The sequence below is a fragment of the Candidatus Protochlamydia naegleriophila genome (assembly GCF_001499655.1).
Classification (GTDB): Bacteria; Chlamydiota; Chlamydiia; order Chlamydiales; family Parachlamydiaceae; genus Protochlamydia; species Protochlamydia naegleriophila.
Window position 1 is genome coordinate 1264308 of record NZ_LN879502.1, and the last position, 15577, is coordinate 1279884.

9 protein-coding genes and 2 rRNA genes are annotated in these 15577 nt (G+C 43.4%); 7 read left to right on the forward strand and 4 right to left on the reverse strand.

The annotated features are described in order from the left end of the window. Window positions 1-105: 105 nt before the first annotated feature. Both PNK_RS05165 and rrf read left to right on the forward strand, forming a co-directional pair. Window positions 106-3052, forward strand: a 23S ribosomal RNA gene (locus tag PNK_RS05165). 156 nt (window positions 3053-3208) lie between these two features. Next, window positions 3209-3323 (forward strand): 5S ribosomal RNA (rrf, locus tag PNK_RS05170). A gap of 143 nt (window positions 3324-3466) precedes the next feature. Here rrf and PNK_RS13350 read toward each other — a convergent pair. Continuing rightward, a complete protein-coding gene (locus PNK_RS13350; RefSeq protein ID WP_158021706.1) occupies window positions 3467-3643 on the reverse strand; it encodes a hypothetical protein in 177 nt (58 codons plus the stop codon). Between the two features lie 163 nt (window positions 3644-3806). Between PNK_RS13350 and PNK_RS05175 the strand changes: the two genes are divergently transcribed. Continuing rightward, window positions 3807-5048 carry a C45 family autoproteolytic acyltransferase/hydrolase gene (locus tag PNK_RS05175; protein WP_059060721.1) on the forward strand — a complete coding sequence of 414 codons (1242 nt, stop codon included), beginning with the start codon at window positions 3807-3809 and terminating at the stop codon, window positions 5046-5048. Between the two features lie 205 nt (window positions 5049-5253). Here PNK_RS05175 and PNK_RS05180 read toward each other — a convergent pair whose 3' ends face one another. Beyond that, window positions 5254-6684, reverse strand: coding sequence for an FAD/NAD(P)-binding protein (locus PNK_RS05180; RefSeq protein ID WP_079992815.1), 1431 nt, complete (start codon window positions 6682-6684; stop codon window positions 5254-5256). A 248-nt stretch (window positions 6685-6932) separates the two neighbouring features. Between PNK_RS05180 and PNK_RS05185 the strand changes: the two genes are divergently transcribed. Then, entirely contained in the window at window positions 6933-8324 is a 1392-nt protein-coding gene (locus tag PNK_RS05185) for an F-box protein (RefSeq protein WP_059060724.1), read from the forward strand. Here PNK_RS05185 and PNK_RS05190 read toward each other — a convergent pair. Continuing rightward, window positions 8314-9786, reverse strand: coding sequence for a hypothetical protein (locus PNK_RS05190; RefSeq protein ID WP_059060726.1), 1473 nt, complete (start codon window positions 9784-9786; stop codon window positions 8314-8316). The genes PNK_RS05185 and PNK_RS05190 overlap by 11 nt on opposite strands. Window positions 9787-10128: 342 nt before the next feature. Here PNK_RS05190 and PNK_RS05195 point away from each other — a divergent pair, with 342 nt between their 5' ends. The 3 genes from PNK_RS05195 to PNK_RS05205 all read left to right on the forward strand — a co-directional run bounded on the left by PNK_RS05195 (window position 10129) and on the right by PNK_RS05205 (window position 15117). Continuing rightward, a complete protein-coding gene (locus PNK_RS05195) occupies window positions 10129-12069 on the forward strand; it encodes an ABC-F family ATP-binding cassette domain-containing protein (protein WP_059060729.1) in 1941 nt (646 codons plus the stop codon). After that, window positions 12066-13292 carry a BaiN/RdsA family NAD(P)/FAD-dependent oxidoreductase gene (locus PNK_RS05200; protein ID WP_059060731.1) on the forward strand — a complete coding sequence of 409 codons (1227 nt, stop codon included), beginning with the start codon at window positions 12066-12068 and terminating at the stop codon, window positions 13290-13292. Before PNK_RS05195 ends, PNK_RS05200 begins: the two co-directional genes overlap by 4 nt. A 442-nt stretch (window positions 13293-13734) precedes the next feature. Continuing rightward, window positions 13735-15117, forward strand: a complete 1383-nt coding sequence (locus PNK_RS05205; protein ID WP_059060734.1) for an MATE family efflux transporter — start codon at window positions 13735-13737, stop codon at window positions 15115-15117. Window positions 15118-15171: 54 nt separating this feature from the next. Here PNK_RS05205 and PNK_RS05210 read toward each other — a convergent pair whose 3' ends face one another. Then, a complete protein-coding gene (locus PNK_RS05210; protein ID WP_059060736.1) occupies window positions 15172-15513 on the reverse strand; it encodes a TMEM14 family protein in 342 nt (113 codons plus the stop codon). Between the last annotated feature and the right edge of the window lie 64 nt (window positions 15514-15577).

Here is a 15577-nt window from a genome sequence, read left to right on the forward strand (position 1 = left end):
ATCAAAATCAGCGCTTGAGAATAATCTTCACACAAAATTTAAGTGACATAAGTAGCAATACTTATGTGAGTCGTACTCATACTTAATTGCTTGAGACTAATTTTTGGTCAAGCTATTAAGGGCTATTGGTGGATGCCTTGGCATTAACAGGCGATGAAGGACGCGAAACCTGCGAAAAGCTTCGGTGAGCTGGATAAAAGCTTTGACCCGGAGATATCCGAATGGGGAAACCCAACCAGAGTAATGTCTGGTTATCCTTAACTGAATACATAGGTTAAGGAAGCGACACCTGCCGAACTGAAACATCTAAGTAGGCAGAGGAAAAGAAATCAAATCAGAGATTCCCATAGTAGCGGCGAGCGAACTGGGAAGAGCCCAAACCGCTATTTCTAATAGCGGGGTTGTAGGACTCATCACAATGGCTAGCAAACTTTAGCAGAACATTTCTGGAAAGTCAGGCGACACAGGGTGAAAGCCCCGTATGCGAAAAAGCAAGCTAGCTAGATGAGCACCTGAGTAGGGCCGGACACGTGAAACCCGGTCTGAATCCGGAGGGACCACCCTCCAAGGCTAAATACTCGTTAATGACCGATAGTGAACCAGTACCGTGAGGGAAAGGTGAAAAGAACCCCTGTTAGGGGAGTGAAATAGAACCTGAAACCAATAGCTTACAAACGGTCGAAGGCCTATGCCCAATTTTTTGGGAATGGCTGACGGCGTGCCTTTTGCATGATGAGCCAGCGAGTTGCGTTAAATGGCAAGGTTAAGGGACATCGTTCCGAAGCCGAAGCGAAAGCAAGTCTTAAAAGGGCGTTAAGTCATTTGGCGCAGACACGAAACCAAGTGATCTATCCATGACCAGGTTGAAGCAAGGGTAACACCTTGTGGAGGACCGAACTAGTAACTGTTGAAAAAGTTTTGGATGAGTTGTGGATAGGGGTGAAAGGCCAATCAAACTTGGAGATATCTTGTTCTCTTCGAAATAACTTTCGGGTTAGCCTCGGACAGCCCTTTACAGGGGTAGAGCACTGAATTCACGCGGGGGTCTACCGACCTACCAAAGGAAATCAAACTCCGAATACTGTAAAGTCGTCCGGGAGATAGACAGCGTGGGATAAGCTACGTTGTCAAAAGGGGAACAGCCCAGATCGCCGATTAAGGCCCCTAATTCTATGCTAAGTGAGTAAGGAAGTGGAGTTTCTAAAACAGTTGGGATGTTGGCTTAGAGGCAGCCATCATTTAAAGAGTGCGTAACAGCTCACCAATCGAGAAACTCTGCGCCGATAATATCCGGGACTAAAGCATAGAGCCGAAATCGCGGGTTTATTCTGTATAAGAATAAGCGGTAGGAGAGCGTAGTATGCAGCGTCGAAGGCGTACCGTAAGGAGCGCTGGAGCGCATACTAGTGATAATGCATGGCATGAGTAAACGATAAAGGAGGTGAAAATCCTCCTCGCCGAAAACCTAAGGTTTCCAGGGTAAAGCTCGTCTTCCCTGGGTTAGCCGGTCCCTAAGCCGAGGCTGAAAAGCGTAGGTGATGGAAAGCAGGTTAAATATTCCTGCGCCGCCTAAAACTATGATGAAGGGTCGACGGAGTACGTCAAGCACGCGGACCATTGGATGTGTCCGTGGAACAATGAGGCCGGTTGGTAGGCAAATCCGCCAACATAACGCCAGGTTGGGACTAAGGGGAATCTTCGGAGGAACCGATAGTGTAGCGCAATGCTTCCAAGAAATAGACTCTAATCGTTGATGGCGACCGTACCAAAACCGACACAGGTGGGTGGGAAGAATATTCTAAGGCGCGCGAGAGAACTCTTGTTAAGGAACTCGGCAAATTATCCTCGTAACTTCGGGAGAAGAGGAGCCACAAGTTGTGACAGCACTTGCTGCTTGAGCATCATGTGGCCGCAGAGAAATGGCCCAGGCGACTGTTTAACAAAAACACAGCACTATGCAAAGACGTCTAAGTCGAAGTATATGGTGTGATGCCTGCCCAATGCCAAAAGGTCAAAAGGAGATGTTAGCCGTAAGGCAACGCATTGAATTTAAGCCCTGGTGAATGGCGGCCGTAACTATAACGGTCCTAAGGTAGCGAAATTCCTTGTCGGGTAAGTTCCGACCTGCACGAATGGTATAACGATCTGGGCACTGTCTCAACAAGAGACTCGGTGAAATTGTAGTAGCAGTGAAGATGCTGTTTACCCGCAATAAGACGGAAAGACCCCGTGAACCTTTACTGTACTCTGATATTGGCTCTTGACTTGTCATGTGTAGAATAACCAGGAGACTAAGAAGGTCTGCCGTCAGGTAGGCTGGAGTCGTCGTTGAAATACTGGTCTTGATAAGTCGGGAATCTAACGAAATCCCATGAAGCTGGGATTCGGACATTGTCAGACGGGCAGTTTTGCTGGGGCGGTATCCTCCTAAAGAGTAACGGAGGAGTCCAAAGTTTGCCTCATCGTGGTTGGCAATCACGAGTAGAGCGTAAAGGTATAAGGCAAATTAACTGTGAGACCTGCAAGTCGAACAGAGACGAAAGTCGGGCTTAGTGATCCGGCGGTGGAATGTGGAATCGCCGTCGCTCAACGGATAAAAGGTACTCCGGGGATAACAGGCTTATCGCCACCAAGAGTTCATATCGACGTGGCGGTTTGGCACCTCGATGTCGACTCATCGCATCCTGGGGCTGAAGAAGGTCCCAAGGGTTTGGCTGTTCGCCAATTAAAGCGGTACGCGAGTTGGGTTCAAAACGTCGTGAGACAGTTTGGTCCCTATCTTTTGTGGGCGTAGGATACTTGAGAGGAGCTGCTTCTAGTACGAGAGGACCGAAGTGGACGAACCAATGGTGAGCCGGTTGTTCTGCCAAGAGCATTGCCGGGTAGCTATGTTCGGAACGGATAAGCGTTGAAAGCATATAAACGCCAAGCCTCCCTCAAGATAAGGTATCCCTATCAGACACCATATAGACGATGTGGTTAATAGGTTGGGTGTGTAAGCGCAGTAATGCGTTGAGCTTACCAATACTAATCGGTCGATCGGCTTGACCACCTTTTTTTTACTGAAGGACGAAGACCATTCCCTTCAGCACAAAGTGTGGTCCAATATACAAAATCAAGCGTGTGAGATTATTTTCAAGCACTGTTTTTGGTTTAGTGAATTTACGATTCAGATTTAAACGACAAGACTAAACTTTTATGATTTTCGCTTGGTGGCATTAGAGAGAGGGAAATACCTGATCCCATTCCGAACTCAGAAGTCAAGCCTCTGATCGCCGATGGTACTGCACACAAGAGTGTGGGAGAGTAGGTCGCCGCCAAGCTTTTTTTTCATGGCCTTAAAACAAACGTTTTAAGGCCTTTTTTTTTGCCCTCAAATAATCCATTTTTTTCTAGTCGCCCTCCACGCCCGCATTATCTTCCTCTTACTCATCGTTCGCTCAGAAGTTGTCAAAAGTTTAAATTTTCAATTGGACTCAAGCGACTTGAGCTTCCTGACGGCTTCTTCGAGATTGTGTCGCTCCAGTTCGGTTAGAAATTCCGAGGATAAACACTGCTCAAGGCTTTCAATTGCCTTTTGAATGTGCTTGTACTCGTGCTGAGTTGGTTTTGTGCGGCTGCGCGAATCTGACCTGTGAGGCATTCATCCCTCCTGAGGACTAAAAATTTAAAGAACTCCTTCATTAGTATTATTATAACAATAAAAGACATCCTTTATAAAGAGTTGAATTTGCAAATTAAATTGACTTGTTGGTCTAATGGCTTTTAAAAAATATCTGAACGAATTATATTTCATAGGTATAGGAATGTTTAGGTTTATTTTAGCTTCATTTGGCTTACTGGTTACTATGATTGGTCTACAAGCAAAAGAGCTAGCAAGGGAAGGAAAAGGACTTTTAGAAAGCAAAGAGTCTCAGCTTATCTTGCATCTCAAAGGAACTCCTTACCAAATGGGTTATCAGCATGGGCGTTTGCTTAAATCAGCGATAGCCTACAATGTTGAGCGGTATATTGACCAAAAGATTTTACTCGGCCGAGACATGCCGATCATCAAGCAATTTATGGAGACCTTGCCCTCTATCATGCCCCATATTCCACAGTCGATGATCGATGAGCTGTGTGGAATGGCAGATGGGGCGCAGCTTCCCTTTGAGAAGCTTCTTTTATTGAATCTTTTTCCTGAAATGTTTCATTGCTCAGGTCTGACAGTTTCTGGGCAAGCTACAGAAAAAGGCGAGCTCTATCATGTGCGCGTCTTAGATTATGGAGCCGGGCAAGATTTGCAGGACACCGCAGTATTGATGGTCATGGAACCGCTTGGAAAAATCTCTTTCCTCAATGTTTCTTATGCGGGATTTATTGGTTCCATTACGGGAATGAACGCCCAGCACATTGCCATCGGTGAAATTGGAGGAAGGGGTTACGGGCAATGGAATGGCATGCCAATGGCTTTTCTTTTGCGCCTTCTACTTGAAGATGCAACGACTTTGAATGACGTTAAAGAGATATTAACTGCAGCCCCTCGCACGTGTGAATATTATTATGTCTTTTCAGATGGCAAAACAGGGAAATCTTTTGGCGTGTATGCCACACCTCAAGATCTTCAATTCATCGAACCCGGTACGGCTTACTCATTATTTGATTTTTCTTCAAATGAGCGTTCAAACGATGGCAAAATAGTTTTAACTGATTTGCATGTGGAGTCTTCATCCTTTCAAACGGTTTTATATCAAGATGATAAGAAAGAACAGATTAAAGGATTGATTCATCGCCAATTAGCAGACTGCGTCGTTTTGACTGGCTTTTCTCATCCTCAACGCTATCCGGTTTTGATGGAGCGCCTCGAAAAGGTGTATGGATATATTAAGCCTAAAGACTTGGAAGAGGCGATTAAAGCACCTGTCGCTCGCCCGACCAATTTGCACAATGCCATTTTTGCCCCCCGGAGGCTTGAGGTATGGATTGCGCATGCAGGGCCTGCTGGCGAATTGGCCTGTGATCAGATTTATTACCACTATTCATTGTTAGAATTGCTGCGCTCGAATTGAATAAAATATTATTCATCCTGGTCTAATCGTTTAGTAATTAGGTAGCACTCGAGAAGAATGGCAATAAAGAGACATGTCACAACGATTGAGAAAGTAGGAGGCATGGCTATTTCTCCAGAAACTTAAACCTTCACTTCTATTTTAACCCAAAAGGAAAAAAAGAAGAAGATGGCGTTAATCTGGCACTTGTTAGAAATGATGAGAGCTAGTTGAGTTCGATTTCTTGGCAAAGCTTTTGAGCGATTGTCAGGGCTTGTTGTTTAAGTTCTGGTACGGCTGTTGTTTCTAATTTTTCTCCAAAGCACAGTCCTCCAATCACATAGAGACGTGGAAAGAGCGAGCCTTTGACTTGGCCGTAGTTGGTCGATTGTATTCCCAAGAATAAATGATCGAATATTAAAAACCCCTTTGAGATCAAATCACGAAGGATGGGTGTAGAGTTTTTTCTGATATCCAAAGTTGGTCCGGTGCAATTCCAAATCGCATCAACAGCCAGATTTTGATGCACTTTTTTTTTGCTATTCCAGTAGCGAACATGTATCACATGATTCCGCTCGGTGATGGATTCAATCCATCCCGCTAAGAGGGTTAAATGCCCATTCTGTTGCTGCTCTGTTAGCCGGTCTAAGCAGTGGGGAGGAATGCGATGGCGATGCTTATTCCAAAGACTAAACAGTCGAGCGGCTTTTAATTGTTCTTTGGTTGGCAAAGATGTCCACAGGGTTTGGGTATACGGACGCAAGGCATCAAACAGAGGCCTCCAATCATATCCAGCAAGGTATCCATTTTTTATCAGTTCTCTGATCCAGCGAAAAAGGGCTCGAGCTGTTTTTGGAAGAGGGGTAGGGAGCTTAAGAAAATAGGACTTGTCTTGATGGCGATGAGCTTCTGGCAAATGGCCGCTTTTTGAAAGGGCATGGACTTGTCCCTTAAATCCTCGTATAAAAAGGCTCATGCAAGCATCAACCATTGTTAAACCAGTTCCCAAAATCAGTATCTGCGGCTGCCTGACGCCTTTTTTATCGAGCTCAAGCAGATTGTGGATGACGGCTTGATTAGACCAAATGTCGGAGATGTAATGAGATGAGTTTGCGATCGATGGGGGGACTTCATCCAGCTCTTTGGTTGGGGGGAGTCCAATTGCTAAAACGGCGTAGTCACAGATGAGCGATTGGCTGCGAAGAGCCAGGCAGAGCTCATTTTCACACTGCTGATCGATTGCCAGCACCTCATTTTGAATGCACTCTAGCCTAATATTTTTTTGCTCAGCCTCTTCCCCCATCCCCTTAAAAATGGATTGCAGGTAGAGTCCGTAGAGTTTGCGCGGTAGAAAAGCTTGCGGAAAAATGGTTAGGGAAACAAAGGATGGATCTGCTTGACGCCACTGCTCTTCGTGCTCAATGACCCATTGGTAAAACCCGGCTGGCTCAGCAGCGAAGACCCCCATTTGAACCGCGGGTACATTGAGAAGGTGAAAGGGATCTGTTGTAGAATAGGCGACGCCTTTGGCAAGATTCGGTGTTTTCTCGATGAGATAGAGAGTTATGGATCGACTAGCTAACCTGATTAAATTGGCTGCTACCATTAAGCCTGAAAAACCGCCACCTATAATGGCTATGGAAGGAGTGGGACTCATCTCGTATTAAAGAAAAGGGATAAAGCAAAGTCAATATTTAAATAGCACTTTTTTATAGCCTATGGACGAGTTTTTCTCTAAGCTTTTTAATTCAGATAGACCTAACTTTACTTTCCACCCATCTAACATTAACACATAAAATGCGGAATTTGAATTATTTTATTAAATAATCTTGTTTTTAAATTAATAAATGTTTATTAATATATACTTATCGTTTCATTTTAATATTTATAGATATAGGTTCCAATTTGTTTTCATATATTTCTTCTTTGTGCAGCTTTTTTGTTGATTATTCTACGCAAACAGGAAAGAAAGATTCTGAACAGGACTCCGCATTTGGCAAATTGCCGCCAGAGCTATTGGTGCACATTTTTAGTTACATGAATGAGCAGGAATTAGCGAGCGGTGTGCGATTGGTCAATAACAGGTGGCAGGCACTTGTTAAGGAGAGTTTTGATTCTCTGTATGAGAAGACTTACCGTTCGAAGCTTTTGGTTACAGCTGGCAATGTATCGACCAGTGTTGGGGCTTATTTGTTCAATAAGAAAATAGAGCGACTCATAGAATTGAAATGGCAGACAGGCTCTTCTTCGGTGCACCCTCAGCTTTTAAATTATATGAAGCAGGCGAGCCCAAACCTGACTGTAATGGCCTTACCAGGGAATCGCTTCATTGCTGCTAATGGAGAAGGTGTGCGACAGTTGTCATTTGAGCTGGGCTATTGTGCAAAGACAAAACAACTGAGTGCAAGTCATACGAAAGCCCAAATAGATAAGTTAGACCTTGGAGAGCATCAACTGGTGCGGCGCACTGATTCGCATGTCTTAAGTGTTGGAAGAGAGGATAAGAGCTGCCTATTTCATCTAATGAATCAAGAAAACCTGGCCAAAATAGGGGTTTTAGAGCTTGCAGGTTTCTCTCTATCGTCAGTTTGCTTTAAAAATGAGGGCCTGTGGGTCGGTTCAAGCGATGGAATGATCAGAAAGTATTTGGTGGACGAGAAAGGCTTTGCGGATGAGAGTAAATGGGAATTTCAAGCGAAGGGGCAAGTGAGTTGGTTGGAGTGGATAGAGAAGGAAAGACTTCTTTTAGCGCTTACGCCAGGATGCCTATCAATCTTTTCCGGGTCTAGCAAGCTGCTTCATGTACCAGCTGATGTATTGGGAGTGCCGCACATTGTTGCAAACCATTTAGTATGGCGCGAGTCGACTAAAGAAGTAAAAGCCATTCGTTTAAATGTTTTAGCAAAAGGGGAACTCCAAAAAGTTACCTTAGAACAAAAGCCTGTAAACGCTTTGATTGGCTTAGAGAAGGGATGTTTAATGCAATTGAGCGATGGGCAGGTAAAAATTATGAACGAGGCGCTCGATCCGGTCGGTGTTGTTCAAGTTGGAGAACAGGTTAAATGCGCCGTTCAAAAAGGGATAATTCTAGCTTTAGGAACAGCAGGTGGAAAGGTTTATCTCTACGAGATGGCCCAATCAGTAGATCTTCAGCCTAAACTTTTGGCAATGTTCAACTATCCCCAGCATGGTGATATAGAAAGTTTGTCGTTCAGCGATACGAGCATCTTGATGATGACGACATCTCAGGATAAGAGTTTATGTGCCATGCCCTTTCCATTTGTCTTTAAACTGTAAACGATTCGATAAACACTTCACGTCCAGTGCGCTGGTCTAAGTGATCGAGTCCTGCAAGCGATTTATTAAAGCGTGTCATATCGAGAGAAGCGGGAAGGATTTCGAGCTGGCTGACTGCATCTACGTAGGCTTTCATAAAGGCAATACCGTACAATTTGGCATTTTTGATTGGGTTTTCTGTTTGAAAAATGGGATTTTTAAATAAATTGGCATTCATTTTTTTAAAGTCATTTTCCTCTAGCTGTTTGAGAATTTCTTCAAAAGCCTTTAAGCTTTCAACAGGAACTCTTTCTTTTCTCATGTTAGGCAAATCGTCGCTGCCTGGTTGGAAGACTTTATTGTATTGAGCGACAATCACCTCGTAACCATGCATGACGGCATCGTATGGAATGGTGAGATCAGCGCTGAAATTTTCGGGTTTGATAAAAAGGAGTGTCGAGCCATCTTGTTGAGTGATAAGCTCGAATAAAAGAGTCCTTTTATTCGCAGGCATCTGGTTGCTGAACACATCAATTCCATGATGAGACTTGGGAGATCTACCTACATAGTGAGTAGAAGGACGGCTATAACATCCTGGGTGGGTCATTAAGAATGAATGCAGCTTAGCTGCCGAGTCCTTGATGGCAAAGGTTCCCTCATCATATCCTTGATTATGTTTAAGGGCATGATCCATTAATGCCCAAGTTAAGGCTGTCATTTGCTTTTCAGCTTCGGCTGGATTGTTAGAAACCTTGGTTATGTTATCGTTTAAGACGGCGTTGATTAACTCTTTTCCTTGATTGATCAAGATTCCCGCCTGTTTTGGATGGATTTCTCGGTTATAGTGATAGCAATAGGCTTCTAAGTCTCCTTGCGGAGCGCTGGAAGTGTGTTTTGTAAGGGCTTTATCGGCAAAAAGAATAGATTGTGTTAAGTCTACTTGATTTTGCCGGTTCTTGAAGACTTCAACTAACTCGAGGTATTTGCTCATTTCGCCTTGCACGCGATTGGCTAGATTCTTTTTAACATCGTTTAATTCTTCAATTCCTTTGTGGGAAGTCTGAGCATAGCGAGACTGATAAGTATGGGTAATCCGGTTCATTCCTTCTAATAACTTGAGATCTTGAATGAGATCGTTTTCTAGGATCTTTAAGTGTACTCTGAATTCCTTGGCTTTAAAATTTGATGAACGGAGTTTCTGCTCTATAGCTCCGTAATCAGTGTTAAATTTTTCTTCCGACCTTCCTAAGACGCGATCCCGAATATGAGCGACGGTCCCATCGAGAGTCGTTCCCATCAAATAGCCATAGCTCCAAGTCGCCAGCCCCTCATCGGTTCGACTCAACCTATTTCCAATCACCTTAATTTGCGCAGCACTATTTTCTGGAAACTGGCTTATTTGATGGATGTCATTATCAAAATCTTGTTCAGAGTAACTGGGCTGGGAAGAACTTGAACTAAACCAACTATTTAAATATTCCATAATTGTACCTATTTTTAAATTGGTTATATCTTAATTATAAGAAATTTATTATTTATTAGTTAAATAAATATTTGTTTTTAATTCTTGTTTTTTTATCGATTGGTTTAATTTTTTAAATTAACAGTTGTAGATGGTTTATTATTACCAAAAAGGCTTTGTGGGGGTGAATTCGAGAAAATGAACAGGTTCTTTATGAAAGAGGGACCGTCTCTTATGATCTCTCAATTTTTTTGTTAATATTTTAATTTATCTTATTTTCCTATTTTGTTAAAATTTGATGAAATTATGTTTTAAAATTCCACTCACTTTATCTTTTTAAATCTGCTTAAATATGAGTCTCTTATGATTGTTCTCGCTCAACTCACCATGCGTTTTGGTGCCAAGGTTCTTTTTAGAGAGGTGAATCTTCAGTTTAATCCTGGGAATCGTTACGGCTTGATTGGGGCCAATGGGTGTGGGAAATCGACTCTGATAAAGATTTTAGCTGGCGAGTTGATGCCGGATGGTGGGCAAATCACTCTTCCTCAGCAAGCAACGATTGGTGCTTTGAAGCAAGATCACTATCTATATGAAAACGAAAATGTATTAGATGTTGTCTTGAGGGGAAAGAAGGTATTGTGGGATGCTCTCGAAGAGAAAAAAAAGATTCTTCTGCGCGAGCCTTTTACAGAGGAAGATTGCGATGCTTTAGTGAAGGCCGAGAAGATTATTGAGAGTCAGCATGGGTATGCGGCAGAAGGTGAGGCGGCAAAGCTGTTAGAGGGTTTGGGAATTAGGGAAGCCTCGCATCGCCGTCCTTTACATTTATTGTCTGGCGGTTACAAGTTGCGGGTGTTGCTGGCGCAAGTTTTTTTTGGGCAGCATCAGGTATTGGTTTTGGATGAGCCGACGAATCACTTGGATCTTTACTCTATAAAGTGGCTGGAAGGCTATCTGCGCAATTTTCCGGGTACTTTAATCGTGACATCGCACGATCGTGACTTCCTCAATGGAGTGTGTACGCATATTGCTGACGTTGATTACGGAACCATTAAAATTTACAAAGGCGATTACGAAGCTTTTGTAGAGCAGAAAGAACAGGATAGAGAGCAGAAAGCGGCACTCCTTGAAAAACATGACAAGCGGCGCGAAGACTTGCAAGGCTTTATCGATCGCTTTGGTGCCAAAGCGACTAAAGCCCGTCAAGCACAATCTAAAGCAAGATTAGTTGAAAAAATTGAAGAGGAGATGGAAAGTTTAGAGCTCCTTCCGAGTTCTCGTCTGTATCCCATTTTAAACTTTGTTCAGACAAGAGCCTCGGGCGTATCGATTCTAACAGTCAAGAATATTTTTAAAGCATATGGTTCCAAGAAAGTATTGGAAAATGTGTCTTTTGAAGTGGAAAGAGGGGATCGTTTGGCCATTATTGGCCCGAACGGCATTGGTAAATCAACACTGCTAGAAATTTTGACAGAGCACGTTAAGGCTGATCAAGGAGATTTTTCTTGGGGATTTGCCACTCAAGTGGCCTACTTTCCACAAGACCATGGGCGGGAATTAAAGGGAGATTTTAACCTGCTGGATTGGCTTGGGCAATTTGATCGAACCAAGACGCAAGAGCAGTTGAGGGATATTTTAGGGCAGGTCATGTTTTCTGGAGATACAGTCAAGCAGTCCATTCAAACTTTGAGTGGAGGAGAGGCTGCGCGCCTCATTTTGGCTAAAATGATGATGCAAAAGCCAAATGTTTTGATTTTTGACGAGCCGACCAACCACTTAGATTTAGAAGCTATTGACGAGCTGACTAAAGCCCTTCAAAATTACGAGGGGACTCTTCTTTTAGTTAGCCATAACCGCTATTTTGTCTCGCGCATTGCTAACCGCGTTTTAGAAATCAACTATCAAGGCGTTGAAGATTTTAAGGGCAATTACAGTGAGTATGTAGAAAAAAAAGAAAGGGATCACTTATCGGTTCCAACTGCCCTAAGCCAGCGCTATGCACATGAAGAAAGCAAGAGCGAAAATATGTCCTCCGCTTATCAAGATCAAAAACGGTTGAAGAGCTTGAAAGCCCAGTTGAAAAAGCGCCTTGTCCAGGCTGAAGAAGAGTGTCATAAAATAGAAGAAAAAATTAACGAGATTGAACGGCTTATGTCTTCTGATGGATTTTATCAGCAAACACCCCGTGAGCAACAGCAGAGCTACATCAAGCAAAAGCAAAGTCTTGAAGAACAGCTCACGGCTGTGATGGGGAAATGGGAAGAAGCCGGCCTGGAATTGCAGCAGTGTGAAGGGGAAGGATGAGCCAGAAAACGTTAACTCATGTTGTTGTAGGCGGCGGTGCAGCCGGATTTTTTGGAGCTATTACTTGTTCTGAATATTACCCAGATCACCGAGTGATTCTTTTGGAAAAAACACGCCAGCCTCTGGCTAAGGTACGCATTTCAGGGGGCGGACGATGCAATGTCACCCATTCGTGTTTCGATCCTGCAGTCTTAGTGAAGTCTTATCCAAGAGGGAGCCAGGAACTGCGCGGTCCGTTTAGCCGTTTCCAACCAAAAGATACGATTCAATGGTTTGAAAGGAGAGGGGTCCAGCTTAAGACTGAAGAAGATGGACGCATGTTTCCAATTACAGACAACTCTGAAACGATTATCGCTTGCTTGCAGCAAGCTGCCCGTCAAGCGGGTGTGGACATCCGGCTTGAGTGTGGCATTCAACAGATCATTCGGGAAGAAACTGGATTTACCTTGTCGTTGATCAATGGAGAGACTTTAGCCTGCGATCGCCTTTTAATGGCTACTGGGAGTACACCTAAAATGTATCCTTTATTGGAATCGCTCGGACATTCGATCATTCCACTCGTCCCTTCTCTCTTTACTTTCAATATTCCAGATTCTCCATTCATCGACTTGGCGGGTGTTTCTGTGTCGCCTGCTCAGGTCAGTTTAATCGATCTTGCCCTCTCGCAAACAGGCCCTTTGCTTATTACTCATTGGGGATTGAGCGGACCGGCTGTTCTCAAGCTGTCGGCATGGGCGGCAAGAGAGCTACATGCTTTAGATTATCGAACGAATGTGGAAATTAATTGGCTTCCTGAATCGACTGAAGAGGAGCTCCGCCAAATTATTGGGAGAATGAAGCAAACGAATCCAGCTAAGCAAGTGGGGACAGAGTCTCCTTTTGAACTTCCAAAACAACTCTGGAAGGCATTTGTACAATTGGCTGGGATTGAACAGGAGCTTAGATGGTCTATGTTGTCAAATAAACACATCCAAGCTTTGCTTGCCCAGATTCGAGCTAGCCGTTTCCAGATTCAAGGCAAGACCACCTACAAACAAGAATTTGTGACGTGTGGCGGTGTGAATTTGAGCGAAGTCAATTTTAAAACTATGGAGAGCCGCCGTTGCCCAGGCCTCTTTTTCGCTGGCGAAATTTTGAACATCGACGGCATTACAGGGGGCTTTAATTTTCAAAATGCCTGGACAACGAGTTGGATTGCCGGCCAATCGATGGGGATGGTGTAAGTGCCCATCTCATTGGGTCTTTCTAAACTACTTTTGTGCACAAATAAACATTGAGCTAGCATCTTTCGTTTAAATCCTGATTGAATTTATTTTTAATTAATGCGGAATTTATAATGTGTAACTCTAATTGAAATACATTTAGAGAGATTTGTTTTGTACTCTTTGCATTCAGTGCAGGGGAGTCCATGAGTTAGAATCAAATTGAAGGTTGACATTCAGGGATCATTTTTCTAAGATGAAGAAATAATTCAACCAAGTCCTTCCGAACTCGGAATGAGAAGGGGCCAGAGAATGAGCGCAAGCCGCTCAAAACTTTCTCTGAGTCTTAAATGTATCAACCAAACAATCATTTCATCAGCTTTCTTTCTTTTTAGGAGAGGTGGCTGACGCAAAATAAAGACTATAAATTTTAGTATTAGCGTCTAATAATAGGTGATCTTTCATGTCGTCGCCATTGACTCCAGACGGCCCAAATAAATTAACATCTCATCCACCAGGTTCCATGAGGGAGCTTTGGAAAATCTCCTTTCCTTTAATGCTTTCGCTCATGTCTGTGAGTTTAATGCTCTTTCTGGATCGTCTGTTTTTATCTCGTTATTCACTCGATGCTTTGAATGCTTCTGCTAATGGGGGCGTTTTGGTCCAGTTCATGCAATTTTGGTGTATTTCAACGGTCAGCATAGCAGAGGTTTTTGTTGGACGGTACAATGGGGCCAGGAAAATTGAAAAATTAGGCCAGCCAGTTTGGCAAATGATTTGGCTCTCTTTAGCTTCTGTTTTTTGGTTCGTTCCATTGGGGCTGTGGGCAGGCCCTTATTTTTTCCACGAAGATGCTCACTATTTGCTCGAGATCGACTATTTTAAGTATTTGATGTGTTTTGGCCCAATGGCGGCTTTGTCGGGTGCATTGTCTGCTTTTTACATTGGGCAGGGACAGGTTAAATTTGTTACCTGCGTAATGGGGATTTCAAATTTAATTAACATCGGCTTGGACATGGTTTTCATTTTTGGCTGGGAACCCATTGTGCCATCCATGGGAATTAAAGGGGCTGCATTGGCCACGGGAATCGCCCAGACGTCGCAGGCGCTCATTCTTGGCTGTAATTTTTTAAATGCCCGTAATCGGAAAGAAAAGGGAACGGGACGCTGGCATTTTAATAAAAGGCTTTTTCGAAAGAGCTTGAGCATTGGGCTTCCGAACGCTGTTGCTCATACCCTCGAGTTAATGGCTTGGGTCATTATTTTTCATTTAATGACGAAGCTTGGATCAGATTATATTACAGTTGTGACTGTCGCACAGAGCATTTTTTTTCTTTTTACCTTTATGACGGAAGGGGTCTCTAAGGGGGCCACGGCAATTGCGGCCAATTTCTTTGGTTCTCAGCAACAGGATCTTGTGTGGAAGCTCTTAAAGTCAGGTTTAAAACTGTATTTATTTGTTTTTCTTTTTCTTGGGCTCATTCTTGTTTGGAATCCCGATCCTTTAATTAGATTATTTTTGGCCCACGATATGGTTTTAAGTCCAGCAACTCAATCGACTCTTCATGCTGCATGTTTTTGGGTTTGGCTGTTTTTCTTGTTTGATGGCATTAACTGGCTTTTAATTGGTTTGTTGACTGCTGCTGGAGATACTCGTTTCATCATGAAAGTGGGAGGGGCAGGGCCTTGGCTTGTGGCATTACTTCCCATTTATCTCTTTGTTTTTAAATGGGGAGCTCCTGCCAATATCACGTGGATGCTAATTGCTTTTTATGGAATGGCTTCGAGTGCGATTTATCTGTGGCGCTTTAAAAGTGAAAAGTGGAAAGAGGTTGCCTTGGCTTAAGGAAAGGCAAGAGGCACCTGAATGACGCCTCTTGGCATTGAAAATGCGCTTTTTTTATTTGCAGCTTTGTTTATTGCAGCAGCTTGTTTTGCCTTTCATTAAAAGATAGACAAGTAGACAGGCTGTTAAAATCACCATTAAACCAGCGGGCATAAACTTATAAGCCAGTGAAAAACGGTAGCCAAAAAAAGCTAGGAGGAGGACCGAAATGGCTGTAGCAGCGCAATGGGCCCATCCCTGGCCTTTATGTATGAAGTAGCCGCATCCTGCTAGAAGGATGGCTACAATCGAAGAGGCAATTAGTGATGCTGGGCTGTGAGCCACAAAATGGCCGATCATTCCACCTATCAAGACGAGGGCTGCGTAAATCCAGATGATTCGAGATGTTGTTTGCATAGATTAAGTTCCTTTTATGTGAAAATGTTTTAGAAGAAATACTTTAAGTTTACTCACGACAAAT

Coding starts and splice junctions, on each gene's coding strand:
- PNK_RS13350 (WP_158021706.1), bottom strand. CDS start 3,643: ATGCCTCACAGGTCAGATTCGCGCAGCCGCACAAAACCAACTCAGCAC.
- PNK_RS05175 (WP_059060721.1), top strand. CDS start 3,807: ATGTTTAGGTTTATTTTAGCTTCATTTGGCTTACTGGTTACTATGATT.
- PNK_RS05180 (WP_079992815.1), bottom strand. CDS start 6,684: ATGAGTCCCACTCCTTCCATAGCCATTATAGGTGGCGGTTTTTCAGGC.
- PNK_RS05190 (WP_059060726.1), bottom strand. CDS start 9,786: ATGGAATATTTAAATAGTTGGTTTAGTTCAAGTTCTTCCCAGCCCAGT.
- PNK_RS05195 (WP_059060729.1), top strand. CDS start 10,129: ATGATTGTTCTCGCTCAACTCACCATGCGTTTTGGTGCCAAGGTTCTT.
- PNK_RS05200 (WP_059060731.1), top strand. CDS start 12,066: ATGAGCCAGAAAACGTTAACTCATGTTGTTGTAGGCGGCGGTGCAGCC.
- PNK_RS05205 (WP_059060734.1), top strand. CDS start 13,735: ATGTCGTCGCCATTGACTCCAGACGGCCCAAATAAATTAACATCTCAT.
- PNK_RS05210 (WP_059060736.1), bottom strand. CDS start 15,513: ATGCAAACAACATCTCGAATCATCTGGATTTACGCAGCCCTCGTCTTG.